The 26,431-nt window shown below is 72.0% G+C and carries 22 protein-coding genes; 9 read left to right on the top strand and 13 right to left on the bottom strand.

Translation table 11 applies throughout. The annotated features are described in order from the left end of the window. Positions 1-34: 34 nt before the first annotated feature. The 7 genes from DMP15_RS27245 to DMP15_RS27275 form a co-directional block, all read right to left on the bottom strand. On the bottom strand, positions 35-1,048 hold the full coding sequence (locus DMP15_RS27245; RefSeq protein WP_073577851.1) for an ABC transporter substrate-binding protein: 1,014 nt from the start codon (positions 1,046-1,048) through the stop codon (positions 35-37). Between the two features lie 65 nt (positions 1,049-1,113). After that, on the bottom strand, positions 1,114-2,271 hold the full coding sequence (locus DMP15_RS27250; RefSeq protein ID WP_073577852.1) for an amidohydrolase family protein: 1,158 nt from the start codon (positions 2,269-2,271) through the stop codon (positions 1,114-1,116). Positions 2,272-2,355: 84 nt separating this feature from the next. Next, a complete protein-coding gene (gene groL, locus DMP15_RS27255) occupies positions 2,356-4,044 on the bottom strand; it encodes a chaperonin GroEL (protein ID WP_073577853.1) in 1,689 nt (562 codons plus the stop codon). 180 nt (positions 4,045-4,224) lie between these two features. Further along, a complete protein-coding gene (gene mimD, locus DMP15_RS27260) occupies positions 4,225-4,581 on the bottom strand; it encodes a propane 2-monooxygenase effector subunit MimD (RefSeq protein ID WP_350589363.1) in 357 nt (118 codons plus the stop codon). Next, positions 4,578-5,786: a toluene hydroxylase gene (locus DMP15_RS27265; RefSeq protein WP_073577854.1), complete on the bottom strand. Its 1,209-nt coding sequence runs from the start codon at positions 5,784-5,786 to the stop codon at positions 4,578-4,580. Before DMP15_RS27265 ends, mimD begins: the two co-directional genes overlap by 4 nt. Beyond that, positions 5,783-6,838: an FAD-binding oxidoreductase gene (locus tag DMP15_RS27270; protein WP_073577855.1), complete on the bottom strand. Its 1,056-nt coding sequence runs from the start codon at positions 6,836-6,838 to the stop codon at positions 5,783-5,785. Before DMP15_RS27270 ends, DMP15_RS27265 begins: the two co-directional genes overlap by 4 nt. Positions 6,839-7,044: 206 nt before the next feature. Continuing rightward, positions 7,045-8,682 carry a methane monooxygenase gene (locus DMP15_RS27275; protein ID WP_073577856.1) on the bottom strand — a complete coding sequence of 546 codons (1,638 nt, stop codon included), beginning with the start codon at positions 8,680-8,682 and terminating at the stop codon, positions 7,045-7,047. 345 nt (positions 8,683-9,027) lie between these two features. Between DMP15_RS27275 and DMP15_RS27280 the strand changes: the two genes are divergently transcribed. The 4 genes from DMP15_RS27280 to DMP15_RS27295 are packed head-to-tail and all read left to right on the top strand — an operon-like array spanning position 9,028 to position 12,622. Then, entirely contained in the window at positions 9,028-10,956 is a 1,929-nt protein-coding gene (locus tag DMP15_RS27280; RefSeq protein ID WP_337826650.1) for a sigma-54-dependent Fis family transcriptional regulator, read from the top strand. Between the two features lie 10 nt (positions 10,957-10,966). Beyond that, positions 10,967-11,215, top strand: a complete 249-nt coding sequence (locus DMP15_RS27285) for a hypothetical protein (RefSeq protein WP_073577857.1) — start codon at positions 10,967-10,969, stop codon at positions 11,213-11,215. 48 nt (positions 11,216-11,263) lie between these two features. Next, positions 11,264-11,491, top strand: coding sequence for a hypothetical protein (locus tag DMP15_RS27290; protein ID WP_073577858.1), 228 nt, complete (start codon positions 11,264-11,266; stop codon positions 11,489-11,491). Between the two features lie 30 nt (positions 11,492-11,521). Continuing rightward, complete coding sequence (locus tag DMP15_RS27295) at positions 11,522-12,622, top strand: gamma-glutamylcyclotransferase family protein (protein WP_073577859.1); 1,101 nt, start codon at positions 11,522-11,524, stop codon at positions 12,620-12,622. Positions 12,623-12,674: 52 nt separating this feature from the next. Here DMP15_RS27295 and DMP15_RS27300 read toward each other — a convergent pair whose 3' ends face one another. After that, positions 12,675-14,000 (bottom strand): MFS transporter, encoded by a 1,326-nt coding sequence (locus DMP15_RS27300; protein WP_301549093.1) that lies wholly within the window; start codon positions 13,998-14,000, stop codon positions 12,675-12,677. A gap of 227 nt (positions 14,001-14,227) precedes the next feature. Here DMP15_RS27300 and DMP15_RS27305 point away from each other — a divergent pair, with 227 nt between their 5' ends. Then, complete coding sequence (locus DMP15_RS27305; protein WP_073577932.1) at positions 14,228-15,139, top strand: ATP-binding cassette domain-containing protein; 912 nt, start codon at positions 14,228-14,230, stop codon at positions 15,137-15,139. Then, complete coding sequence (locus DMP15_RS27310; protein WP_073577861.1) at positions 15,136-16,308, top strand: ABC transporter permease; 1,173 nt, start codon at positions 15,136-15,138, stop codon at positions 16,306-16,308. The genes DMP15_RS27305 and DMP15_RS27310 overlap by 4 nt, the downstream gene beginning before the upstream one ends. Here DMP15_RS27310 and DMP15_RS27315 read toward each other — a convergent pair. From DMP15_RS27315 to pdxH, 4 genes are all read right to left on the bottom strand, one after another. Continuing rightward, on the bottom strand, positions 16,289-17,680 hold the full coding sequence (locus tag DMP15_RS27315; RefSeq protein WP_073577862.1) for a cryptochrome/photolyase family protein: 1,392 nt from the start codon (positions 17,678-17,680) through the stop codon (positions 16,289-16,291). The genes DMP15_RS27310 and DMP15_RS27315 overlap by 20 nt on opposite strands. A 221-nt stretch (positions 17,681-17,901) precedes the next feature. Beyond that, positions 17,902-19,212, bottom strand: a complete 1,311-nt coding sequence (locus DMP15_RS27320; protein WP_100879456.1) for a citrate synthase — start codon at positions 19,210-19,212, stop codon at positions 17,902-17,904. Positions 19,213-19,301: 89 nt separating this feature from the next. Then, entirely contained in the window at positions 19,302-20,696 is a 1,395-nt protein-coding gene (locus DMP15_RS27325; protein WP_304580206.1) for an MFS transporter, read from the bottom strand. A gap of 50 nt (positions 20,697-20,746) precedes the next feature. Then, on the bottom strand, positions 20,747-21,400 hold the full coding sequence (gene pdxH / locus DMP15_RS27330; protein WP_073577864.1) for a pyridoxamine 5'-phosphate oxidase: 654 nt from the start codon (positions 21,398-21,400) through the stop codon (positions 20,747-20,749). 200 nt (positions 21,401-21,600) lie between these two features. Between pdxH and DMP15_RS27335 the strand changes: the two genes are divergently transcribed. After that, on the top strand, positions 21,601-22,740 hold the full coding sequence (locus DMP15_RS27335) for a citrate synthase 2 (protein WP_073577865.1): 1,140 nt from the start codon (positions 21,601-21,603) through the stop codon (positions 22,738-22,740). A gap of 46 nt (positions 22,741-22,786) precedes the next feature. Here DMP15_RS27335 and DMP15_RS27340 read toward each other — a convergent pair whose 3' ends face one another. Further along, positions 22,787-24,094, bottom strand: coding sequence for an MFS transporter (locus tag DMP15_RS27340; protein WP_073577866.1), 1,308 nt, complete (start codon positions 24,092-24,094; stop codon positions 22,787-22,789). A gap of 70 nt (positions 24,095-24,164) precedes the next feature. Here DMP15_RS27340 and DMP15_RS27345 point away from each other — a divergent pair, with 70 nt between their 5' ends. Both DMP15_RS27345 and serC read left to right on the top strand, forming a co-directional pair. Beyond that, a complete protein-coding gene (locus tag DMP15_RS27345; RefSeq protein ID WP_202417378.1) occupies positions 24,165-25,130 on the top strand; it encodes a GlxA family transcriptional regulator in 966 nt (321 codons plus the stop codon). Between the two features lie 63 nt (positions 25,131-25,193). Further along, the gene (gene serC / locus DMP15_RS27350) at positions 25,194-26,327 is read left to right on the top strand and encodes a phosphoserine transaminase (RefSeq protein WP_073577868.1); all 1,134 of its coding nucleotides are present in this window, start codon (positions 25,194-25,196) and stop codon (positions 26,325-26,327) included. The last annotated feature ends 104 nt before the right edge of the window (positions 26,328-26,431 follow it).

Raw genomic sequence — 26,431 nt, forward strand, 5'->3', positions numbered from 1 at the left:
CGGGGTCGGGGCGCCCCTCCCCGACGGCGGCGGCTCAGGTCTTCGGAATCGCCCGCTGCAGCTGGGGGACGACCGCGTCGAGCACGGACGGAAGGCTGAGCACGGTCTGCCAGGCGAAGGCCAGCTCGGTGGCCCCCTCCAGGAACACGGTGCGCCCGTCGCGCATCGCGGGCAACCGCGACAGCAGCGGGTCCCCGACGACCGTCGCCTTCCCGCCGGGGGTGAACGACAGCTGATCCCAGACGATGAGGTCGTGGTCGAGCTCGCTCGCCTGCTCGAAGCTGAACTCGGTGTAGAACTTGCCTGCGGCCAGCTGGTCGATCCGGGGCGGCACCGTGAACCCCAGCTGGGTGAAGAACCGTGAGCGGGGGTCCTGCGAGGAGAACACGCTGATCTTGTCCGCGCTGCGGCTCGCGACGACGACCGAGCGCCCCTTCCACTGCGGGTCGGCGTCGCGGGCGGCGACGAACCTGGCCTCCAGATCGGTGACCAGCTTCTCGGCCTCGGCCTCCTTGCCCAGCGCCCGTCCGGTCTCGCGGGTGTACTCCTGCCACGGTGCGCCGTAGTCGTCGAACCCCCGGGGCGGTCCGACGGTCGGCGCGACGGCGCTCACCACCGGATAGCTCTGGGCGTCGAGGTCGGAGTAGAGGCCGATCACCAGGTCGGGGCGCTGTGCTGCGATCTTCTCCGGCTCGACGGAGGACATGTTCAGCACCGCCGGTGCCGCGCCCACTGCCTGCGCGGCCGCCTGGGCCCACGGCTGCACGACGACCTCCTCGTCGCCGTACCAGTAGCGGGCCGCCACCGGCGCCACCCCGAGCGCGAGGATCGCGTCGTGGTCGGTGTAGCCCACGGACACCACCCGCTGCGGGGCCTGCGGGATCGTCGCCGCACCGAGCTTGCCCTCGATCGTCACCGGGAACCCGGCACTCCCCGTCGCGGCACCGGTGCCGGTCTCCGACCTGCCGCCCCCGCCACACCCGGCCAGTACGGCGCCACCGGCCGCAGCCAGCGTCGTGAGAAGCATCTGCCGTCGGGTGAGTCCCATGTCCGTTCCCCTTCGCTCGTCCGGCGGAAGGATAGGACACGTTATGAGGGTTGCCTCTCCTGCATTCAGGTGGGGCTCAACACTCCTCGGCGGCGGGGACGGACGGTGGCGCAGGCCAGGTCGAACCCGTGGACCCGTGCCGCGGTGCCGCCGAGCAGGGCGGCGCGGACGTCGTCGTCGAGCTCGGGGAACCGTCCGCGCAGCTCGTCGGGGTAGCGGAAGGTCATGAGGTCGCGGATCAGGCGCGCCGGGCGCACCAGCGGGTAGCCGCTGCCGAACATCAGCCGGTCCGGGCCGTAGGCGGCCAGCAGCTCGCCGAGCGCCTCGGCGGCGGGCACCCGGTGCCGGCGCAACGCGATCAGCAGGTCGGTGAGCAGCACGTAGACGTTGGGCAGGCGGGCCAACCGGACCAGCGACGCGGTCGGGGCGCAGGCGGCGCCGACCACGAACCGGATCTTGGGCAGGGCCGTGGCCAGCGCGGCGACGTCGGTGACGTCGACGGCACCGGCCGGCAGCGGCCCGGCGCTGCGCACCCGGACCGGGAGTGCGGACCCGGCGCGGACCGGCTCGGCCCACTCCGGCCACCGGGGCCGCGGAACGGCGTCGCCCTCGGCGACGACGCCCGCGTGCGCCCACTCCGGTGCCGCGCGCGACGGTCGCGCGGTCGGCGCGATCCCGATGTGGACCACCCCGGCGCCGGCCTGCTCGGCCCGGATCAGGGTGCGGCGCAGCCACGGCGCCCGCAGCGACAGCGCGGTCTCCGGACGACGGGCGGGCAGCACGGTCAGCGCGCGCAGACCGTCGCGGCCGACCCGGGCCCCGATGCCGCGGGCGCGGGCCCGGTCGGCGGGGTCGAGCTCCCCCGCCAGCACGAGCCGCCCGGGGTGCTCGGCGGCGAGCTCGGCGTGCCAGGCCGGTGCGGCGAACCCCAGCACGAACAGGTCCTCGAAACTGGCCGGGACGAGCACCGCGCGGTCCACCGCGGAGAGCACGTGCGCAGCCAGTGCCTGCGGCGTGACCAGCTCGAACGCGTCCGCGGACAGCGGGCGCGGCGACGGGTCGACCATCCGGTGGCGGTGCAGCAGATCGGCGACGAACTGCTCCCCCGCCGGGCCCGCCTGGTTGTGCGGCCGGCCGTCCCAGCCGTGCACCTGGGCGTCGACGACCGCCGGGAGACCACCACGCCCCCGGGGCGCTCCGCAGCACCGGTCCACGACGACCACCTCTCCACTGTCGCGGAGCGGCCCGGCACGCGCAGCGCGTGCCGGGCCGCTCCCCACTGTTCCTGTGACCGGACGGGCCGGTACCTACCCGACCGACGGGCCGAGCCCCATCGACTGGGGCGTGCTCGAGTCCGGGCTGGGCTGCGGGATGCCCTCGTCGAGCTGGCCGAACTCGGTCATGAGTGCCTTGTTCCAGGGCGTGACCTCCTCGGCCACCAGCGAGTTGGTGGTGAGGATCAGCCCGGCGACCGAGGCGCCGTTCTGCAGGGCGGAGCGCACGACCCGCAGCGGGTCGATGATGCCCATCTCGACCATGTCCCCGAAGCGGCCCTCCAGGGCGTCGAAGCCCTCGTCGACGCCCATGGTCGTGACCTGCTTGACCACCTCGTCGCCGTCGTAGCCGGCGTTGGAGGCGATGAGGTGCACGGGCTCGGTGAGCGCGTGCCGGACGATCTCGACGCCGATCCGGTAGTCCCCGGTCACGTCCAGCTCGTCGAGGGCGGGCTCGGCGTGCAGCAGCGCCGCGCCGCCACCGGCGACGATGCCCTCGGCCACCGCGGCCCGGGTCGCCTGCAGCGAGTCGTCCACACGGTGCCGGATCTCGCGGGCCTCGGCGTTGGTCGGTGCCCCGACCGAGATGATCGCGGCCTTCCCGGACAGCCGGGCGATGCGGTCGGAGAAGAAGTCCTCGTCGGTGCCGATCGTCGCGCGGGCCAGCTCGGCGCGCAGCTGCGACAGCCGGTACTCCAGCTTCTGCCTGTCCCCGCCGCCGCCGATGATCGTGGTGCCCTCGCTGGTGACCTGCACCTGCACGGCGCGCCCCAGGTGCTCGACGTCGATCTGCTCGAGCGAGAACGAGGAGCTCTTGGAGTGCACCTGCCCGCCGCAGAGCGCGGCCATGTCCTCCAGCAGGTGGATGCGCTTCTCGCCGAAGCCCGGCGCCTTGATCGCGACGGCCTGGAAGTGCCCGTTGACGTGGTTGTGGACCAGCATCTGCAGGGCGGTGCCCTCGACGGTCTCCGCGACGATGACGAGCGGGCGCCGGTCGTTGCGCATGATCCGGTCCAGCACCGGCATGATCTGCTGGACGTCCTTGATCTTGTGCGCGGTGAAGAGGATGTAGGGGTCGTCGACGATCGCCTCGAGCGTGCCGGGGTTGGTCACCATGTACGGCGAGACGTACCCGTTGTCGAACTCGAAGTCCTCGACGAAGTCCACCGAGACGCCCGGCAGCGGGGTGTCGTCGACGGTGACGACGCCGTCGTCGCCCACGGTGTGCAGCGCCTTCGCGACGACGCGGCCGATCGTGTAGTCGTCGTTGGCCGAGATGGACGCGACGCGGGCGTAGTCCTCCTCCGTGCTGACCGTGTGCGACACCGTCTGCAGACGGTCGACGAGCGCGTTGACCGCGATGTCGATGCCCCGCTTGACCAGCACCGGGTTGCCGCCGCGCTCGATGGCGCTCATGCCCTCACGGACGATGGCCTGGGCGATGACGGTCGCGGTGGTGGTCCCGTCGCCGACCGTGTCGTTGGTCTTGACCGCCGCTTCCTTGACCAGCTGGGCGCCCATGTTCTCGAAGGGGTCGCGCAGGTGGATCTCGCGGGCGATCGTGACGCCGTCGTTCGTGACCTCGGGCGAGCCGGTGATCTTCTCCAGGATGACGTTGCGGCCCTTCGGACCGAGCGTGCTCTTGACGGCTTCGGCCAGCTGGTCGACGCCGGCCTGCAACAGATGACGGCCCTCGGCGCCGAAGCGGAGTTCCTTGGCCATGGTGGGTCCTCCCGGAGAAAGAGTCGGTCCAGGTGCGCGGGTGCGGATCAACGTGCGCAGCCGTGGCGCCGTGCGGGCGCGCTGCGCGGGTGGAGCGCACCGCCCGGGCCGTCGCCGGCCGTGGTGGGCCGGGGACGGGTCGTCGTCCCGGGCGGTGCGATCCGGGTGAGGAGCGGGTCCTTACACCGGCTTCAGGTCGAAGTCGATGTACTCGGCGGCGTCCTCGGGATTGGCGAACATGATCGTCTTGTCGTCCAGGTGGACCATCCGCCCGTAGTGGGTGGACATGTTCTCCTCGAACTGGGCGGCGTCGAACCAGCCCTCCTCCTGGCCGGCCTCCTCGTCCATCGCGACGTAGTCCAGCTCGAACTTGCCCGTGCCGTCGACGCGGATCATCGAGGGCAGGTGCTGCACGGTCACGTTGTCCTGACGGTCCAGAACGGTCGCGATGACCGCGCCGATCTGGTTGTTCATCAGCGTGAAGCCACACATGTTCGACGCGGTGCTGTCCTGCTTGAACGGGCTGGTGCTGGTCACTGCTTCAGCTCCTCGGGGACGTCGAGGCCGAGATCGCTGCAGATCCCGGCGAACCGGTTCTTGGCGCGGTCGAGGGAGTCCTCGAACGTGGGGGGCTTCGAGTCCGACTGGGACCACATCGGCTGCATGGTCCGGGCGGCCTCCAGCGCCTGCGGGACGTAGGTCCGCAGCCAGCCGCCCATCAGCGAGCGGTTGTGCTCGGCGAACTCGCGGTCCTGGGTGAGCGGCGCGAAACAGGCGATCGACCAGCGCAGGTCGCGCTGGGCGTAGTCGTACTCGCCGGCACCCATGACCGTCGGGGTCACGTAGTCGCCGTTGGTGGCGGCGGACTGCATGACCAGGTTCGAGCGGAACAGCTCACCGACCAGCGGCTCGAAGACGCAGTTGGCCGCGAAGATGGCCTCGCCCCAGTCGTCCTGGACCGCGGTGAGGGCCTCGGTGAACTTGCGGGCGCCCTGCCACTCCGGCGCGTTGTCCCACGCGTCGAGGTGGGCTGCGCCGTCGAACCCGTCGATCTCCTCCGACAGCGTCAGGTTGTAGAGCGCCAGGTCCTGGGCGAAGCGGATCTTACGGGTGGAGTTCGCCGCGAGCGCCGTGTTGTGCATGTTGGTCGGCGCGGACCGCTCGTTGGACGCGAAGACGTAGAGGCCGAGGATGTGCTCGATGTGCATCCAGGCGCCGACGTTGCGCTCGACGAACCGGATCCAGTTCGAGTTCCACAGCTCGAACGCCTTCGCGTTGCGGGCGTTCTCGATGTTCTGGGTGAGCTGCCGGACGACGTTCGCGTTGTACCGGTAGAGGCTCTGCTCCCACTCCTCGTTCGGGTCGCGGAACTCGTGCCAGCCGTGGGCCGGCCAGTTCTTCACGTGCATACCGCCGGTGCCGATGCCGCGCTGCGGCTCGGGCTCGTCGACGCCCCAGGCCTTCAGCTTGGTCCAGTGCAGCGGGTAGCCGCCCTCGCCGTTGGCGAAGCCGTAGATCCAGCCCTGCGCGAGGTAGTGCCGCGGGTCCGGCTGGACCTCGACGGTGGTGTCCTCGTACAGCGTCTGCTTCCGCTTGGCCGGGGTGTAGTAGTTGTAGTGGCGTGCGCTCGAGCTCGAGTCCGGGAACTCCCGCGCTCCGGCCTCCGCGTCGGTGAAGACGGGCTTGGGAACGCTGCGCTGCGAACCGGACGACGTGTCCTGTGTGGTGGGGGACTGAGTCATTGCTGTCCGTCCTCGCCTTCTTGCTCACCGGTCGTGGTGAACTTGTCGTAGAAGATGTTGGTCTCACTCACACCCAGCTGGGTCAGCGTCGCGATCGCCGCGTCGACCATCGGCGGGGGACCGCAGACGTAGGCATCCGCTCCCTTCAGATCGGATTCGTTGCGCCTGACCACCTCGGTGATCAGACCGGTCTCGCCGGCCCAGTCCCCGCCGTCGCCGTCGGACAGGGCGGGGACGTACCGGAAGCCGTTGAGCTGGGGCGCCAGTTCGGCGATCTCCTTCTCGAAGCAGAGATCGGCCGCGGTGCGCGCGCCGTAGTAGAAGGTGGCCCGTCGTTCGACGCCGCCATCGGCCATCGCCCGCAGCAGGCCCAGTACCGGCGCCATGCCGGCGCCACCGCCGACGAAGACGATCGGCGAGCTGCGGTTCTGACGGAGGGTGAAGGTGCCGAAGGGCGCCTCGACATCGAGCCGGTCACCGGGAGCGGCCTTCTCGTCGAGCCAGGTCCCGAACAACCCACCCGGGTAGACCTTGATGACGAACTCGTAGGTGCCGTCCCGGTTGGGGGTGTTGGCCATGGAGAACGAACGGCTCTCCTCGGTCCCGGGGCAGACGAGGTCCATGTACTGCCCGGGGAAGAACTTGATCTCCGACGGCTCGACCAGCTTGACGGTCAGATGCCGCATGTCGTGGGTGACGGCCTCGACCGACACGACCTCGACCACGCCCTTGGTGAGGGGCAGGCCGGACCGGATGATCTCCTCGTCGTAGTTGGTCAGCTCGATGACCAGGTCCTCGTAGGCATGCGCCCGGCACAGGAGGGTGTGGCCCTCCTCCTTCTCGTAGTCCGGGAGCGCGAAGGTCGAGTAGCTGTCGTACTCGATGTCCTCGCCCTCGAGCACGAAGGACTTGCAGGCCGAGCACTGGCCCTCCTTGCAACCGTGCATGAGCTGGACGCCCTGCTCGGCCGCGGCGCGGAGGATGTTCTGGTCCTCGTCGACCTCGATCTCGATGCCGACGGGCTCGAACCGCACGACGTGTTTGTCGCCCACGAGCGCAGACCACCTCTCTTGGCGTGACGAATGGCGTGAGAAAAAAGACCAATCGGACAGACGTGGGCAGGCGTCGCCCCGGGCCCCGCCCGGCGGACGGGAGTCCCGGGGTGACCCGGCCGGGGAAGACGACCCCCCGGCCGGGCCGCGGGGAGAGGGACCCGTCATGGCATGACGGGGACCCCCTCCCCTCGCCTGACCCGCGCTCAGGCGTCGGTGGGCGCGGGCCGGCCTCCCGGCCCCTGGCGGTTGTAGTCCGCCACGAACGCCTCGCGCTCGGCGTCGCTCATCTCGTTGAGGATGACGTTGGGGCTGGCCAGGTGCGGCATGCGCCGCATGTGGTCCAGCGTCCACATCTTCTTCGGGTCGAGATCGAGGTGCGGCTGAGCGGTCAGCGTCTTGCCGTCGTCACGGACGAAGCCCATGTCCTGGACGACGTCGGCCCAGTTCCAGCCGTGGTAGAGCGTCTCCCACTCGCGGTGACCCACGAGCTTGCCCATGTTCGGGGTCTCGCGACCCTGGTACACGGGCCGGAAGGCCTCGGCGTCGGTCCAGCGGCAGACCTCGTGGCAGTACGTGCGCCACTGGCCGTCCACCTTGTCGACGACCATGTCCTCACGCACCAGACACGGGACCATGCAGGTCCAGCAGCGGTGCGGGTACACGTAGTCGACGTCCTCGGCCACGATGGCGTGGTGACCGTTCGGCTTGGCGAGGCGGTTGTAGTTCTCCCACCACTTGCCGTACCGGTCGTACCAGCCCGGGTACTTGTACTCGAACCACTCGAAGTCGGTGTCGGTCATGCCGTCGATACGCCAGTAGTTGGCGCACCAGCCGGTGGCGAAGAACTGCGCGACCTCGTGGACGTAGCCCTTGTTCCAGATCTGGTTCCAGGACTCCTCGACCAGGTCGTGCGGGATCACCAGGCCGTACTTCTCGAGCGGCAGCAGGTAGCTGCGGTAGTAGTCGTCGTAGATCCAGCGGCGCCACATCTCCGCGTAGGACTCGCGGTCCTTGCGGCGGTCCTTCGTGCCGTACTCGATGAAGGTACCGATGGCGGCGTCGACGACGCGGTGGTTGTTCCACCACGCGTAGCGCAGGTCGCGCTCGAGCAACTGGCGGTTGTCCTCGTCCGACAGCGCCATCAGGAGCGTGGCGTAGCCGTTGGAGATGTGCCGCGACTCGTCGGACTGCACCGAGTGGAACACCGTCGGCAGCAGGTAGTCGCCGTTGGCGGCGGCCTCCGCCGGCATCGCCACGAACAGGGTGTTCGTGAACGCGGTCTCCGCGACGATGGTCAGGTAGATCGACGCGGCGGTGATGGCGTCACCGGTGATGAACCCCTCGGCGAACTGACGGCCGATCGTGCCGGCGTAGTCCGACTGGAAGTTCCGCAGCGAGTTGTTGAACCCCGCCGGGTCGATGTAGTTGTTCATGTACAGGCGCTTCAGGTTCTGCTGGATCGTCGAGTGCCGAACCTCGTCGATCATCTGGATCGCCTGGCCGTTGTGCAGCTCCGGGTTCGGCACCACGTGGAACAGCATCGGCATCGAGCGCGCCGCGGAGATCTCCGGCAACGGGATGATCGACAGGAAGAGCTTCTGCCACTCCAGCCAGCGCTCCTGCACCTGCCGGAACATGTTGCCGCGGATGGCACCGTCCTGGGCGCCGTAGACGCGGTGGTCCTTCTCCTCCTCCATCGGGAAGTACGAGCGCAGGACCTGCTTGAGCGGGTCCTTCTTGGCCGCCTTCTTGAAGGTGTAGTCGGTTCCGTACTTCATGTACGGCTCGTGGTACTGCGGCTCCCAGGACAGCTCCTGGATCTTCTGGTGAGCCTTCGCCAAACTCTGCCGACTCACGTCGTCTCCTCACGGTGGTGGGTTAGTGGTCGGATCAGCGGGCGAGCGCGGGTAGCCCGATGTCGTGGTCGTGCACGGAGCTCGGACGACCCGGTGACGTGGGTGGATCCCGCGGCGCCGGTGCCGTCTGCCTTCCGTGCTGCGAATCACACATGGTCCAGCAGGCATTCGAGGTCTCAATATGAGACTCTTCCGCCCCGCTACCTGTGGTGATCTTGCTCTCACGGCGCGTACCGTCGCCGTGACCACGGGATCCGGGCAGGTCACCGCTGTTGCACGCGGGTCCTCGGTGGTCGTGTCCCGAGCTCGACACAGGCGAGGAGGCCGTGTGTGAGACCCCTGCCCGACGGCGCGCAGGGCGCCACCCGGGCGGGCCGGCCGACGCCGCGCCCGCGACACCCCGGGGACGGACATGACTCCCCCGTCACCGGCTCGGCGCCCACACCCGCCACCAGGACCAGCACCAGCGCCGCGGCCGAACGCATCGCGGCGGCCCGCGACGCGTTCCTGCACCGCGAGCAGATGCGTGAGGACTCGGTCCGCCCGCCGATCCTGGCGTCCTGGATCCGGTCGCGGGACAGCGACGTCGCGCCCGACTCCATCGACCTGCCCGAGATCGGCCGCGAGACCGACAGCCCGCTGGTGCGGGCGGCCACGCCGATCGTCTCCGAGCTGTGCGACCAGTTCGCCACCGAGCCGGTCAGCCTCATCCTCTGCGACGGCGACGGTGTCGTCCTCGACCGCCGGACCGGTGACTCCGCGCTGCGTCAGCACCTGGACCGGGTGTGGCTCGTCCCCGGTTTCTCCTACGCCGAGCAGCACGTCGGCACCAACGGCATCGGCACCGCACTGGAGGGCAGGCGCCCGACCGAGGTGTTCGGGCACGAGCACTTCGTCGAGCACCTGGAGGACCTGGCCTGTGCCGGCGCCCCGATCCGGCACCCGGTGACCGGCAAGATCCTCGGCGTCGTCGACCTGACCTGCTGGCGGAGCGAGGCCAACGCGCTGATGGTCGCCACCGCCGCGACGACGGCCCGCCGCATCGAGGAGGCGCTGCTCGCCGCGTCCGGGCGGCACGAGCTGACGCTGCTGCACGACTACCTGACCGCGGTCCAGCGCGGGGGCGACTCCGCGGTGCTCGCCGTCGGCGACGACCTCGTGATGATGAACGACCGCGCCCGCGAGCTCATCGCACCCGGTGACCAGGTCCCGCTGCTCGCCGGGGCGACCGACGCGCTGCGGGCCGGACGCAACCGCCAGCTCGTCGTCGACCTGCCGAGCGGGGCGACCGCGCGCGTGCAGTGCCGGCCGAGCTGGAACGAGGCGGGCTCGGCGGGCGGCATCCTGCAGGTGAGCCTGACCCACCGCGAGACCGTCGGCCGCGGCTCCGCGACCCCGACGATCACCACCGCGCTGCCGACCGCCGTCGGCTCGGGAGCGCTGTGGACCAAGTGCGCCCAGGCGGTGGACCGGCACTTCCGCACCAACGAGTGGCTGGTGCTGCAGGGCGAGCACGGCTCCGGCCGGACCACGCTGGCCCGCGCCACCCACCACCTCCACTCCCCCGCCGGGCACGTGCGTGTGCTCGACGCCGGCGACGTGGGCCCGCGCTGGCTCTCCGAGGTGTCCGACGAGCTCGACGGCGGCGGCGGGACGTTGGTGCTGCGCGAGGTCGACCGGCTCCCCCCGGCCGCCGCGGCGGCGCTCGCCGACGTGCTCGAGCCGCACCGCGAGTCGACCGACCCGGAGCGGGCCTGGGTCATCGCGACCCGCGGCAGCTCCCGGACGACCGACTCACCCGAGCTCGCGTCGCTGCTGGACTGCTTCCCGCGCACCATCGAGGTCCCGCCGCTGCGCCACCACGTGGAGGACGTCGCCGAGCTGGTGCCGTACCTGCTCGCCCGGCTGACGCGCGGCGCCGACCTGACCTGTGCGCCGGAGGCCTTGCGGGTGCTCATGCGGCACCGGTGGCCGGGCAACGTCGAGCAGCTCTACCAGGTGCTGCGCAAGGTCGTGAGCCGTCGCCGGACCGGGGTGATCCGGCTGGAGGACCTGCCGCCGGAGACGCGGGTGCTGGCCCGGCGGGTGCTGACCCCGCTGGAGTCGATCGAGTGCGACGCCATCGTCGACGCCCTGCTCGACGCCGACGGCAACAAGGCCGAGGCCGCGCGCCGGCTCGGGATGAGCCGGGCCACGATCTACCGCAAGATCCGCGGCTACGGCATCGCGACGCCGGAGGGGGCGGGGATGTCCCGGTAGCCTGCGCGGCGTGGGTCGCCGCAGCCGGATCGTCCGCGCGTTCTCCTTCCCGGAGGGCACGCCGCCCCCGCTGCTGGTGATGATCCTGCTGAGCAGCTCGATGGCCGGGGTGTTCGTCATCGCGATGCTGCTGCCGGACCCGGCGCCGCTGTGGCTGCGGGTGGTCATGTCCGCGCTCGCGGTGCTGGGACTGATGCTGCTGACCGCGGCGCTGCTGCGCCGGGCCGCGACGCAGGGCAGGCGCCGACACGAGGGGTGACGGCCCGTACGGACTGCGACGCCCCCGGACGGCCCCTACCGTCGGACCATGGCCCTGCTCCGACGGTTGTTCCTGATCCCCGACGGCGTCCCGGCCCCGCTGCGCGGCGCCGTCGCCGCGCTGATCGTGCTGGTCGCCGTGCTCTGGCCCCTCACGCTGCTGCCCGCCGGCACCTCGACGGCGGTGCTCGTCGTGGTGTCCGTGCTGTCGGTCCTGGCGCTGTTCGCCCTGGCGGCGGCGCTGCTGCGACGGCGCTACCCGGGCGCGCACCGCTGAGCCCCGGTCGTTGATCTACGGTCCGTGCCCATGACGGGAACGGACATCCCTGCACCGTGGCCGGACTCGGCGTTCCCCGCCGACCCCTACCCGGGCGCCCGGCCGCCGTGCTCGTTCCTGCACACCGACGGCCGCACCCACCCGCTGACGGCCGACCCGTCGGCGCCCTCGGGATGGCGGGCCGGCGGCCGCTGCCTCGACGACGTGCTCACCGGCCTGGGCGCACCGCGGCTGGCCGGGCGGGTGCCGCTGCTGGCCTACGGCTCGAACGCCTGCCCGTCGAAGATCACCTGGATGCGCGACGCGCGCGGGCTGGGCGGGCCGGTGGTCGTGCTGCGGGTGCGCACCACGGGCCTGGCGGCGGTGTGGGCGGCCGGTCGCCGCGTCGTCGACGACCAGCGTCCGGCCACCCTGGCCGCCCTCGACGGTGCGGTGGAGGAGCACACCGTGTGGCTGGCCGCACCGGAGCAGTTCGCCGCGCTCGACACCGTCGAGGGCCGCGACGCCGACCCGCCCCGCTACCGGCTCGCCCGGGTCGCGACCGGGCGCGTGACCCTCCTCGACGGCGTCGGGGTGCTGGACCGGCCGTGGGCCTACGTCGCACCGCAGACCCCGACCGGGGACGACCGCACCGACCGCCGGCCGCTCGTGCTCGACGGCGCCGCGGTGACCTGCACCGCCCTCGACCAGGCCGGGGCCGCCGCGCAGGCCGGGACGCCCGGCCCGGACGGGCTCGACGCCGACACCGCCGAGGGGGTGCCCGTGCCGGAACACTGGCCGTCCCGGGTGTTCGTCTACGGCTCGCTGATGCCGGGTCAGCGCGCGTTCGGGCTGCTGCGCGCGCACGCCTCGGCGACGCTGCCGCAGCCGGCGGTGCTGCCGGTCGGCGGGATCGCCGACACCGGGCACGACTACCCGGCCCTCACCCTCGACACCGGCGACGGCGTGCCCGGCTGGGTCGTCGAGCTGGCCGACCCGGTGTCCGCGCTGGCGATCCTGGACGCCTACGAGGGGCCGGAGTACGCCCGTATCCGGGTGGTCGTCGAGGACGGCACCGTCTGCTGGGCCTGGGTGTGGGCGGCGGCGCGGGTCGGGCACGTGCCGCTGGCCCGGGGGTGGGCGGGGCGCTGAACGCGGACCGGGCCCGTCCCCGGTGGGGACGGGCCCGGTCGGGCGGTACGCGTCAGGAGCCGGTCTTCGCGGCCTGGCGTGCGCGGTGCTCGGCGAGCCCCGGGACGTCCCGGCCGGCGATCGACACACCCTTCGTCTCGATGACGAAGTAGAGCGCGATCATGCCGACCACGCAGGCGCCCATCATGTAGTAGGCCGGGAACAGGACGTCGCCCGTGCCTTCGATGGCCGCCTCGTTGATCAGCGGCGCGGTGCCGCCGAACGCCGCCGTCGCCACGTTGTAGGAGATCGCCATGCCGGCGAACCGGACGTGGGTCGGGAACATCGCCGGGAACGTCGCGGAGATCGTCCCGAGCTGCAGCAGGTAGATCAGGCCGAGCACGGTGAACCCGAGGATCGCCAGCGGCAGGCTCTGCGCCATCAGCATGTACATCGGGATCGCCAGCACGAAGATGCCGACCAGTGAGATCCACCAGCACGGTTTGCGGCCGATGCGGTCCGACAGCGCACCGGCGAACGGGATCAGCAGCATCATCACGACCTGGCCGATCACGGCGACGGTGTCGGCACTCGCCGAGTCCATCGACAGCGTCGTCTGCAGGTAGGTCGGCATGTAGGTCAGCAGGGTGTAGTTGATGACGTTCAGCGCGATGACCAGTCCGAACAGCGCCAGGATCGGCTGCCAGTAGCGTACGAGGAGGTCCTTGAGCGCTCCGGTCGCGGCGGACTCGGACTCGCCGGCGGCCTCCAGGTCCCGGAACACCGGGGTGTCCTCGAGCTTGGTCCGGATGTAGAGACCGATCATGGCCAGCGGCAGGGCGATCATGAACGGGATGCGCCAGCCGTAGTCGAGCATGGCCTGCTCGCCGATCGCGGTCTCCAGGCCGAAGACGACCAGCACCGCGAGCGTGAAGCCGGCCAGGGTGCCGAACTCCAGGAAGCTGCCCCAGAAGCCGCGCTTGCGGTCCGGCGCGTACTCCGCCATGAACGTGGCGGCGCCGCCGTACTCACCGCCGGTGGAGAAGCCCTGGATGATCCGCAGCAGGAACAGGAGTGCCGGGGCGGCCCAGCCGATCGTCTCGTACGACGGGATGACGCCGATCAGGAACGTCGCGACACCCATCAGGATGATCGTCATCGACAGGACCTTCTGCCTGCCGATGCGGTCACCGAGCGGACCCCACACGAAGCCGCCGAGCGGCCGCAGGACGAACGAGATCGCGAACCCGAGCAGGGTCCCGAGATATCCCAGCTCACCCGGGAAGAACGCGTTCGTCAGTTCGACCGTCAGGTAGGCGTAGATGCCGTAGTCGAACCATTCCGTGGCGTTTCCGATCGCCGACGCGGCGACCGCCCTCCGCAGGACGGAGGGCTCCACGTCGTCCTGATCACCCTGCTGACCAGCGTCTGCCGGAGTCGATGACATTCGATAATCCCCCCACTGTCGAAATGCCGGACCGCAAGCGGAGCCGCATTTCGTTACGCGATCGACATGGTGAGCGTCTTTGCGGTGTGCGGAGCTTACAGAGCGAAAAGGGGGGCTGCCACCCACGGGTGGAGATCGATCCCCGGCCCTTCGCGACGGCCCCGTGTAGCGTCGCGACCGTGCTGGCGATCGACGGCCTGGCCAAGCGGTTCGGCCCCGCCGTCGCGCTGGACGGGGTGAGCTTCACCGTCGCCCCGGGCGAGGTGTTCGGCTTCGTCGGCGGGAACGGCGCGGGCAAGACGACGACGATGCGGATCGTGCTCGGCGTCCTCGACGCCGACGCCGGTGCGGTCACCTGGAAGGGCGGCCCGCTCGGTCCCGCGGACCGGCGCCGGATCGGCTACCTGCCCGAGGAACGCGGTCTGTACCCACGGATGCGGGTCGCCGAGCAGCTCGTCTACCTGGCCCGGCTGCACGGGCTGTCCCGGTCGGCCGCGCTCGCCGCCACCGAGACCTGGACCGACCGGGTCGGGCTCGCCGACCGCCGCGGCGACGAGGTGCAGAAGCTGTCGCTGGGGAACCAGCAGCGGGTGCAGCTGTGCGCCGCGCTGGTGCACGACCCCGACCTGCTGGTCCTCGACGAACCGTTCTCCGGGCTGGACCCGGCGGCCGTCGACACCCTGGGGGCGGTGCTGCGCGAGCGCGCCGCGGCCGGGGTGCCCGTTGTCTTCTCCTCCCACCAGCTGGAGCTGGTGGAGCGGCTGTGCGACCGGGTCGGGATCATCTCGGCGGGCCGGATGGCCGCGGTCGGGACGGTCGACGGACTGCGGGCCGGGGCCGCCGACCGTTACGACGTGACGGGCCCGCCGCCCGGCTGGGCCGACACCGTCGCCGGGGTACGGGTCGTCGGCACCGAGGGCGACCGCACCCGCGTCGAGCTGGCGCCGGGCACCGACGACCAGGCGCTGCTCGCCGCGGCGCTCGCCGCCGGACCGGTACACGCGTTCGGTCCGTACCGGCCGCCGCTGACCGAGCTGTACCGCGACGCCGTGCGCGACCGCGCCGTCCCGTCGACCGACGGTGCCCGATGAGGACGGTGCTGCTCGTCGCGCGGCGGGAGATCACCACCCAGCTGCGGTCGCGGACGTTCGTCGTCGGGATCCTGCTGATGCTGCTGGTGTTCGGCGGCTACGGCGCGGTGATCGTGTTCGCCGGGTCGCAGAACTCGTCGTCGTCGCTGGTGCTCGACGGGCCGGCCCGCGAGCTGCGCGGCGAGCTGCAGGGCACCGCGGACCGGCTGGGCACCGCGCTGCGGCTGACCGAGGCCGGGAACCGGGCCACCGCCGAGTCGATGGTCCGCACCGGCGAGGCCGACGCGATGCTCACCGGGGCACCGGGGACCTACCAGCTCGTGGGCCTCGACGACGTCGCGCCGGGGCTGCGGTCGCTGGTCGCCGACGTCGTCGAGCAGCAGGCCGTGCGCGAGTCGCTGCTCGCCGCCGGCGCCGACCCGGAGCGGGTCAGCACGCTGTCCGGGGTGGGCGTGCGCACCCTCGAACCGGTCGACACCGAGCTGGGCCAGCGGGTGGGGACCGCGTTCGTCGTGACGTTCCTGCTGTTCTTCTCGGTCACCGCCTACGGCGCGGCGGTCGCGCAGGGGGTGGTCGAGGAGAAGTCCGGACGCGTGGTGGAGCTGCTGCTCGCGACGATCCCGGCCCGGCAGCTGCTCGCCGGGAAGGTGCTCGGCCTCGGTCTGGTCGGGCTGCTGCAGCTGCTGATCCTCGGCGCGGTGGGCGCGGCCGTCGCGGTGGGCACGGGCGCGCTGGCCGTCCCGGCGCTGCTGCTGCCGACGCTGGTGTCGGCGCTGGCCTGGTACCTGGTCGGGTTCTTCCTGTTCGCGACGCTCTACGCGGCGGCGGGGGCGCTCGTGTCCCGCCAGGAGGAACTCCAGTCGGTGACCGCGCCGATCGCCGTCGTGCTGCTCGTGCCGTTCCTGCTCGCCGTCGCCGTGCTGCCCGTGGACCCGCGCAACCCCGTCACCACGGTCCTGTCGTTCGTGCCGTACCTGTCGCAGACACTGATGCCGGCCCGGACCGCGCTGGGCGTCACCGACTGGTGGGAGCCGGTGCTCGCCTACGCGCTCGCGCTGCTCGCGCTGGCCGGGATGGTGGTGCTGTCGGCCCGCGTCTACCGCAACTCGGTGCTGCGCACCGGGGCCCGGGTCCGCTGGCGGGACGCCCTCAGGACCGGGCGGCCTTGACCTGGTCGTAGCGGGCGAGCGCGTCCTGCCGCTCGGCCTTGTGGTCGACCATCGGCTCCGGATACCCCTCCGGGATGCCGCCCTTCAGCTTCCACGGCTGGTGCACGGCCTTGCCCTCGACGTCGGCGAGCTCGGGCACCCAGCGGCGCACGTAGTCGCCGTCGGGGTCGAACCGTTCGCCCTGGGTGATCGGGTTGAAGATGCGGAAGTACGGCGAGGCGTCCGTCCCCGACCCGGCCGTCCACTGCCAGCCGTGCTGGTTGGAGGCCAGGTCGCCGTCGACGAGCAGCGCCATGAAGTGCCGCGCGCCGCGCCACCACGGGATGTGCAGGTCCTTGACCAGGAACGACGCGACGATCATCCGCACCCGGTTGTGCATCCACGCCTCGCCGCGCAGCTGGCGCATCCCGGCGTCGACGATCGGGTAGCCGGTGCGGCCCTCGCACCAGCGCTCGAAGTCGGCGTCGGCCGCCTTCCCGGTGCGCAGCGGCAGATGGTCGAAACCCTTGTCGTAGTTCTCGCGCGCCGAGTCCGGGCGCCGGTGGAGCACGTCGGCGTAGAACTCGCGCCAGGCGATCTCGGTGCGGTAGGCCTTGACCGAGTCGCCCCGGTGCTGCGCGAGGTCGGCGAGCAGCGTGCGCGGGTGCACGCAGCCGTACTTGAGGTACGGCGACATCCCCGAGGTGCCCTTCTTCGCCGGCAGGTCGCGGTCGGACTCGTAGTCCAGGACGCCCTCGTCGAGGAAGTCGCGCCAGCGCGCCAGCCCGGCGGACTCCCCCGGCTCGGGCAGCTCGGCCTCGACCGGCTCGTCGCCGGGGACCTTCACCGCGCGCGGACCGCCGTCCTTGTCCGAGGGGTCCATCCAGGTGCACGTCGACGCGTCGGTGCCCGCCGGGGGGCGCCAGCCGTGGTCGGCCCACGCGCGGCTGAACGGGGTGAACACCTTGAACGGCCCGCCGCCGCCCTTCTCCACCCGGCCCGGCGCGACGGCGTACGGCGAACCGGTGCGGACGAGCTCGACGCCGCCGTCGGACAACGCCTTCTCGACGTTCTCGTCACGTTCGCGGCCGTAGGGGCCGTAGTCCGCGGCGACGTGCACGGTCTGCGCGCCGACGGCCCGCGCGACCCGCGGGACGACGTCGGCCGGGTCGCCCCTCACCACGAGCAGCTTCCCGCCGAGGGCGTCGTCGAGCTCGCGCAGGCAGCCGTAGAGGAAGTTCGCCCGCGCGGCACCCGAGGGCTTCAGCAGGGCCGGGTCCAGCACGAACAGCGCGAGCGCACGGTCGGCGGCGTCGGCCGCGGCGAGGAACGTGGGCTGGTCGGCGACCCGGAGGTCGCGCCGGAACCAGACGACGGCAGTGCTGGGCGCCATGCCGGTCGACGCTAGCGGCGCCGCCGCCGCGCCGCCCGCCGAGCCGTCGCACCCCTCCGCTGTGCCCCCAGGGGAACTCTCGTGGCGTAGAGCGCTACGAGGGTTCCCCTGGGAGCGCCGGGACGGCGGTGCGCGAGGCGGGGCGGCGGCTCCCCGGAACGAGCGAGCGGGCCGGTCGTGGGACCGGCCCGCTCGGGAGGTGAGGCGGTGGGGCTACGCGGTCAGCGCTGGCCGACCGGGACGTAGAGGCGCTCCGCGGAACCGGTGTAGAGCTGGCGCGGACGCCCGATCTTGTTCTGCGGGTCGTTCATCATCTCGCGCCAGTGCGCGATCCAGCCCGGGAGCCGGCCGAGCGCGAAGAGCACGGTGAACATCTTCACCGGGAAGCCCATCGCCCGGTAGATGACGCCGGTGTAGAAGTCGACGTTCGGGTAGAGCTTGCGCTCGACGAAGTAGTCGTCGGCCAGCGCCTTCTCCTCGAGCGTCATGGCGATGTCGAGCAGCGGGTCGTTGACGCCGAGCTTCTTCAGGATCGTCTCCGCCTGCTCCTTGACGATCTTCGCGCGCGGGTCGTAGTTCTTGTAGACCCGGTGCCCGAAGCCCATCAGCTTCGCGCCCTGCTCCTTGTTCTTGACCCGGTTCACGAAGTCGTCGACGTTGCCGCCCTCGACGTCCTTGATGCGGGTCAGCATCTCCAGGACCGCCTGGTTGGCGCCGCCGTGCAGCGGGCCGAACAGCGCGTTGACGCCGGCGGAGATGGAGGCGAACAGGTTCGCCTGGCTGGAGCCGACCAGCCGCACCGTCGACGTGGAGCAGTTCTGCTCGTGGTCGGCGTGCAGGATCAGCAGCGTGTCGAGAGCGCGGACCATGTCCGGGTCCAGCTCGTAGGGCTCGGCAGGGAACCCGAAGGTCATCCGCAGGAAGTTCTCGACGAGGCCGAGGGAGTTGTCCGGGTACAGGAACGGCTGCCCGACGGACTTCTTGTACGCGTAGGCGGCGATCGTGAAGACCTTCGCCATGAGCCGCACGGTGGAGAGCTCGACGGCCTCCTCGTCGTGCGGGTCCAGCGAGTCCTGGTAGAAGGTCGACAGCGCGCTGACCGCCGACGACAGCACCGGCATCGGGTGCGCGTCCCGCGGGAAGCCCTCGAAGAAGCGCTTGAGGTCCTCGTGCAGCAGGGTGTGCCGGCTGATCCGGTTGGTGAAGGCGTCGAGCTGCTGCTGGCTCGGCAGCTCACCGTAGATCAGCAGGTAGCTGACCTCGAGGAACGTGGAGTTCCCGGCCAGCTGGTCGATCGGGTAGCCGCGGTAGCGGAGGATGCCGGCGTCACCGTCGATGTAGGTGATCGCGGACGAGCAGGCAGCGGTGCTGGTGAAGCCCGGGTCGAAGGTGACCAGGCCGGTCTTGCCGAGCAGCTTGCTGACGTCGACGGCCTGCGACCCCTCCGTCGGGGTGTGCACCGCGGTCTCGAACTCGCCGCCCGAGTACCGGAGTACGGCGGTGTCGGACTTGGCGGCGGTCTCGTCGGACATGTGGAGGTTCCCTCTCACAGCGGGGATCAATCGGGTCTCGGGCACACGCTAGCCCGCCGGGGCGATTACGCAGAACGCGGCGACGATTCTCACCCTCCGTCGCGGGGTGCCCGATATCGGAGGAACTCCGGGAAGCGCCACACGCACAGCAGCACGCCCACGATCACGGCGAGGCCGCCGAGCGTCGCGGTGGGGCCGGGCCCGACGAGCGAGGCCACCGACCCGTGCCACATGTCGGCGAGCCGGGGCCCGCCCGCGACGACGACGATGAACACGCCCTGCATCCGGCCGCGCATCTCGTCGGTGGCGACGGTCTGCAGCATCGACGACCGGTAGACCGAGCTGACCAGGTCCCCGGCACCGGCGACGGCGAGCGCGAGCACCGCGAGGAACAGCGAGCCGGTGAGCCCGAACACGAGCACGCCGCCGCCCCACACGCACACCGCGACGACGACCGCGACGCCCTGGCGCTGCACCTTCTGCAGCCAGCCCGAGAGCACGCCGCCGGCGACCATCCCGATCGGGATCGCGGCGTACAGCAGGCCCTGCTGGATGCCGCCGTCGGCCGACCCGCCGAAGGTGTCCACCGCCATCTGCGGGAACAGCACCCGGGGCATGCCCAGGCCCATCGCGATCACGTCGACCAGGAACGAGACGAGCAGGATGCGCTGCGTCCCGACGTAGCGGAAGCCGTCGACGACCGAGCGCAGCCCCACCTTCGGGCGGGCGCCGTCGACCCGTTGCGCGGAGCTGGGCAGCGCGGGCAGCCGCCAGGTCGCCCACAGCGTCGCCAGCAGGAAGATCGCATCGATCAGGTAGAGCGTCGACAACCCGATGAACGGGATCAGCACCCCGGCCAGCAGCGGCCCGAGCACCGCGCCGACCTGCACGACGGTCATGTTCAGCGCGTTCGCCGCGGGCAGCTGCTCGGCGGGCAGCAGCCGCGGGATGACCGCGCTGCGGGTGGGCTGGTTCATCGCGAGCATCGCCGACTGGAACGCGAACAGCACCAGCACGACCCACACGTTCCCGGCGCCGCTGGCCGAGACCACCCACAGCGCCAGCGAGCTCAGCGCGATGCCGGAGCCCGTGAACAGCAGCATGACCCGGCGGTCGACGGCGTCGGCGATCGCGCCGCCCCAGAGCCCGAACACCACGAGCGGGACCAGCCCGAACAGGCCGGTCAGGCCCACGTAGGCCGACGACCCGGTCAGCTGGAAGACCTGGATCGGCACGGCGACGACCGACAGCTGGGCGCCGATCACCGTGACGATCCCGGCGGTCCACAGCCGCCGGTACGCGGGCGTGCGCAGCGGGGTGGTGTCGGCGAAGGTCGACCGCAGCAGGCCGGTGACCCGACCGGCGCGGGTCCGGGTGGTCGGGCCGTCGCCCGTTGCGGACGGGACCGGCCGGGTCGGGGAGTCCCGTTCCGCGCCGGGCACGGGCTCGGTCGGCCCGTCCCCCGGATCGTTGCGACTGCTCACGACGTCAAGGTGTACACGGGCCCCCCGACGGTGCACCTCCGGGTTCCCTCCTAGGGGGCGAGCCTGCGGACCGACCAGGCGTCGTCGCGGCCGGCCTCGAAACGCAGCCGGTCGTGCATGCGGTCGGCGCGGCCCTGCCAGAACTCGACCTGCCACGGCACGATCCGCCAGCCGCCCCAGTGCGGGGGCCGCGGGATCTCCTCGACGCCGTCGAAGCGGCGGGTGACCCCGGCGAGCGCCTGGTCGAGGACGGTGCGCCCGGCGACGATCGTCGACTGCGCCGACGCCCAGGCACCCAGCTGCGAGCCGCGCGGGCGCAGCGCCCAGTAGGCGTCGGACTGGGCGTCCGAGCAGCGCTCCACCCGGCCGGAGAGCTGCACCTGCCGCGCCAGGTCGTACCAGGGGAAGGTCACCGAGGCGACGCGCGTGCGGTTCAGGTCGTGGCTCTTGGCCGAGGTGTAGTTCGTGTAGAAGACGATCCCGCCGGCGTCGAGGCCCTTGCACAGGACGGTGCGCGACGACGGCAGCCCGTCCGGGTCCGAGGTCGCCAGCACCATCGCGTTCGGCTCGGTCAGCCCGGCTTCACGGGCCTGCTCCAGCCACGCGGTGAGCTGTTCGTGCCAGGTCGGGGCCAGGTCGTCGACGTCGAGCGGGCGGCTCGAGTAGTCCGTCCGCATCCTCTCGAGCGCGGGCGCGTCGGTCATCGGTTCCCCTTCCGGCCAGGTGCGTGCGTCTCGCACGGTAAGCGCGCCGGAGCCGCGTGTGCACCCGCCGATCGGAGTGGTCGCGACCGGTGTTCGCGGACGGGAGCCCGGTTCGTGATCGACGCCACCGGTCGGTCGCGTTGCCCTGCTGACCCGTTCGGAGCAGGGTGACGGCGACGATCCGAGCCGAAGGAGACCCGGTGACCGAGACGACCGCGCACGAGGTGCCCCCGCCGCCGCCCGGCTTCACGTCCGGGCTGGAGGGCCACGTCGCGTTCCGCACCGAGATCGCCGAACCCGACAAGGACGGCGGCTCGCTGCGCTACCGCGGCGTCGACCTCGAGGACCTCGCCGGCACCGTGACCTTCGGCGACGTCTGGGCCCTGCTGGTCGACGGCCGGTTCGGGCAGAGCCTGCCGCCCGCCGAGCCGTTCCCGATCCCGGTGCACACCGGCGACGTCCGGGTCGACGTGCAGGCGGCGCTGGCCATGCTCGCCCCGTACTGGGGCTACCGCCCGCTGCTCGACATCGACGACACCGAGGCCCGCGACAACCTGGCCCGCGCCTCGGTGATGGCGCTGTCCTACGTCGCCCAGTCCGCCCGCGGCATCGGTGTGCCCGCGGTGCCGCAGTCGCGCATCGACGAGTGCTCCACCATCACCGAGCGCTTCATGACCCGCTGGCGCGGCGAGCCCGACCCGCGCCACGTCGCCGCCGTCGACGCCTACTGGGTGTCCGCCGCCGAGCACGGCATGAACGCCTCGACCTTCACCGCCCGGGTGATCGCCTCCACCGGCGCCGACGCCGCCGCGTCGCTGTCCGGCGCGATCGGCGCCATGTCCGGCCCGCTGCACGGCGGCGCCCCGGCCCGGGTGCTCCCGATGATCGACGAGGTGGAGCGCACGGGCGACGCCGAGGCGCTGGTCAAGGGCCTGCTGGACCGCAAGGAGAAGCTCATGGGCTTCGGGCACCGGGTCTACCGGGCCGAGGACCCGCGGGCCCGCGTGCTGCGCCGCACCTGCCAGGAGCTGAACGCCCCGCGCTACGAGGTGGCCGCCGAGCTGGAGCGCACGGCGCTGGCGATCCTGCGCGAGCGGCGCCCGGACCGTCCGATCGAGACGAACGTCGAGTTCTGGGCGGCGGTGATCCTCGACTTCGCCGAGGTCCCGCCGCACATGATGCCCGCGATGTTCACCTCGGCCCGGACCGCGGGCTGGTCGGCGCACGTGATGGAGCAGAAGCGCGAGGGCAAGCTCGTGCGTCCGAGCGCGCAGTACATCGGCCCGGGCCCGCGCCGTCCGCAGGAGGTCGAGGGCTGGGACTCGGTCGTCGCCCGCTGACCGCGCCCTCGGTGTGCCCCCAGGGGAACTCTCGTGGCGTAGAGCGCTACGAGGGTTCCCCTGGGAGCGGCCCGGCGGGCAGCGGCGCGGGGACCCGCCGGCGCCGGATCGCCAGCGACAGCCCGGCCGCGACGACACAGAGGACGGCGCCGCCGTACCAGGCCGCGTCGTAGCTGCCCAGCGCGTCGCGGACCAGCCCCGCGACGAGGGCGGCGAACGCCGCCCCGATCTGGTGCGAGGCGAAGATCCAGCCGAACACCACCGCCGAGCGGGCGCCGAACGCCTCGCGGGCCAGCGCCATCGTCGGTGGGACGGTCGCGACCCAGTCCAGGCCGTAGAACACGACGAACGCGAGCATGCTCGCGTTCAGGTCGGTCCCGAACAGCGGTGGGAGCAGGAACAGCGACAGCCCACGCAGCGCGTAGTAGGCGCCCAGCAGGAGCCGCGGGTCGACCCGGTCGGTCAGCCAGCCGGAGAAGATCGTCCCGAGCAGGTCGAAGATGCCGACCAGGGCGAGCAGGGAGGCAGCCGTCGTCGCGGGCATGCCGTGGTCGTGCGCGGCCGGGACGAAGTGGGACTGGACCAGCCCGGCCGTCGTCGCGCCGCAGATGAAGAACCCGCCGACGAGCAGCCAGAACGTACCGGTGCGCGAGGCGTCGGCCAGGGCCCGCAGCGCCAGCCGCGCGGCACCCGTGCGCTGCGGCGGGACGACGTCGGCCTCGGTGCCGCCGTAGGGCAGGACCCCGGCGTCGGCGGGGCGGTCCTTCAGGAACAGCAGCACGACCGGCACCACGGCCAGCGCCGCGCCCGCGGTGATCAGCGCCGCGGGCCGCCACCCGCCCGACTCGACGACGGCCGCGACGAGCGGCAGGAACACCAGCTGCCCGGTAGCGGTGGCGGCGGTGAGAACGCCGGAGACGAGGCCGCGGCGGGCGACGAACCAGCGGTTCACGACGGTCGCGACCAGCGCCATCGCCATCGACCCGGTACCCAGCCCGACGACGACGCCCCACAGGAGCACCAGCTGCCAGACCGCCGTCATGAACACGGTCGTGCCCGCGCCGACCGCCACCATGACCAGCGCGGTCGCGACCACGCGGCGCACGCCGAAGCGCTCCATCAGCGCCGCCGCGAACGGCGCGGTCACCCCGAACAGGGCGAGGTTCACCGCGAGTGCGAAGGAGATGGACCCGATGCCCCAACCGAACTCGGCGTGCAGCGGCTCCACCAGCACGCCCGGCGTGGAGCGGAACCCGGCCGCGCCGAGCAGGGCGAGGAACGTCGCCCCGGCCGCCCACCAGGCCGGGTGCACCCGGCGCCGCTGCGTGTCCGCCGTCGCGGGCGCTGTCGTCATGGCTCCATCGTGCGGTGGCGCTGCGACGCGCAACAGTGGCCGTTCGGACGACATGTGTAAGAATTCGGCCATGCACCGGGTCGGAGTGCTCGCCGTCGACGGGGTGATCGCCTTCGAGCTGAGCATCCCCGAGCGGATCCTCGGAACCACGACCACGGCGGACGGCACCCCCCTCTACGACGTGCGGGTCGCCACCGTCGACGGCGGCCCGGTCCGCACCAGTGCCGGGTACCGGGTGCTGCCCGAGCACGGGATCGAGGTGCTGGAGCGCGCGGACACCCTGGTCGTGCCGGCCGTGCGCGGCCCGAACACCGGCGCCCCGGGCGCGGCCGTCCTCGGCCTGGTGCGCCGGGCCGTGGACCGCGGCGCGCGGGTGGTCGCGATCTGCACCGGCGCGTTCACCCTCGCCGCCGCCGGGGTGCTCGACGGCCGCCGCGCCACCACCCACTGGGCGCACGTGGACGACTTCCGCGCGCTGTACCCGCACGTCGAGCTCGACCCCGACGTGCTGTTCGTCGACGACGGCGACGTCCTCACCTCGGCGGGCGTCGCCGCGGGCATCGACCTCTGCCTGCACCTGGTGCGCCGCGACCACGGTGCCGGGACCGCCGCGGCGACGGCCCGGCGCAACGTCGTCGCGCCGTGGCGGGAGGGCGGGCAGGCGCAGTTCGTGGAGTCCCACGTCCCCGACCCCGGCGGCGGCCCCGACACCCGCGCCGTGCGCGAGTGGGCATTGCAGCACCTCGACCGGCCGCTCGCGGTCGAGGAGCTGGCGGAACGGGCGTCCATGAGCGTGCGGACCTTCACCCGCCGCTTCCGCGCCGAGACCGGCACCAGCCCGGGGCGCTGGCTGTCCGCGCGCCGCCTCGACCTCGTGCGGCGCCTGCTGGAGACCACCGACCTCCCCGTCGAGCAGGTCGCGGCCCGCTCCGGCTTCGGCACCACCGCCGCGCTGCGCCAGCGGCTGCACGCCGACATCGGGATGGCCCCGCTCGCCTACCGGCGCTCGCACCGCGCCCCCGCCGTCACCCGGTGACGCCGGCGGGTGGCGCGCAGCACTCGTCGCACGTCACGCCGGTCCGGCTGCGACACTGGTGGAGTGACCTCCCCTGCCGATCTGAAGATCCCCGGCGATCTCCTTCCGCAGGACGGCCGCTTCGGATGCGGTCCGTCCAAGGTGCGCCCCGAGCAGCTGTCCGCCCTCGCCGCGACCGGTGACTCCCTGATGGGCACCTCGCACCGGCAGAAGCCGGTGAAGGAGCTCGTCGGACGGGTGCGGTCCGGGCTGGCCGAGCTGTTCTCATTGCCGGACGGCTACGAGGTCGTCCTCGGCAACGGCGGCTCCACCGCTTTCTGGGACGCAGCCGCGTTCGGCCTGGTCCGTCAGCGCTCGCTGCACCTGACCTACGGCGAGTTCTCCCAGAAGTTCGCCGACACCACCACCGGCGCGCCGTTCCTGGCCGACCCGGTGATCGTCAAGGCCGACCCGGGCAGCGCGCCGGAGCCGGTGAGCGACCCGTCGGTCGACGTCATCGCGTGGGCGCACAACGAGACCTCGACCGGCGTCGCGGTGCCCGTCAACCGGCCCGCGGGCACCACCGACGACCAGCTCGTACTGATCGACGCCACCTCGGGCGCCGGCGGGCTGCCGGTCGACATCACCCAGTCCGACGTCTACTACTTCGCCCCGCAGAAGGGCTTCGCCTCCGACGGCGGCCTGTTCCTCGCGATCATGAGCCCGAAGGCCCTGGAGCGGGTCGCCGAGCTGGCCGCGTCGGACCGCTGGATCCCGCCGTTCCTGTCGCTGGCCACCGCCGTCGACAACTCCGGTAAGGACCAGACCTACAACACGCCGTCGCTGGCGACCCTGTTCCTGCTCGAGGACCAGGTCCGCTGGATGAACGCGCTGGGCGGGCTCGACGGTTGCGTCGCACGGACCCGCGACTCCTCCGACCGGCTCTACACCTGGGCCGACAAGAGCAGCTTCGCGTCGCCGTTCGTCACCGACCCGGCGCACCGCAGCCTGGTGGTCGGCACGATCGACTTCGACGACGCCGTCGACGCGACCGCGGTGGCGAAGGCGCTGCGCGCGAACGGGATCGTGGACACCGAGCCGTACCGGAAGCTGGGCCGCAACCAGCTGCGGATCGGGATGTTCCCGGCCGTGGAGCCGTCGGACGTCTCGGCGCTGACCGCGTGCGTCGACTGGGTCGTGGAGCGGCTGGGTTCCTGACCATGTCCCGGGAGGGCATCCCCTCCCGGGTGAACGAGGACCGTCCACCGAGGTGGGTCGACCGGCTGCGGTCGGCCCACCCGGCGGTGGCCCTCGCCGTGGCG

The sequence above is a fragment of the Pseudonocardia sp. UM4_GMWB1 genome (assembly GCF_017312155.1).
Classification (GTDB): domain Bacteria; phylum Actinomycetota; class Actinomycetes; order Mycobacteriales; family Pseudonocardiaceae; genus Pseudonocardia; species Pseudonocardia alni.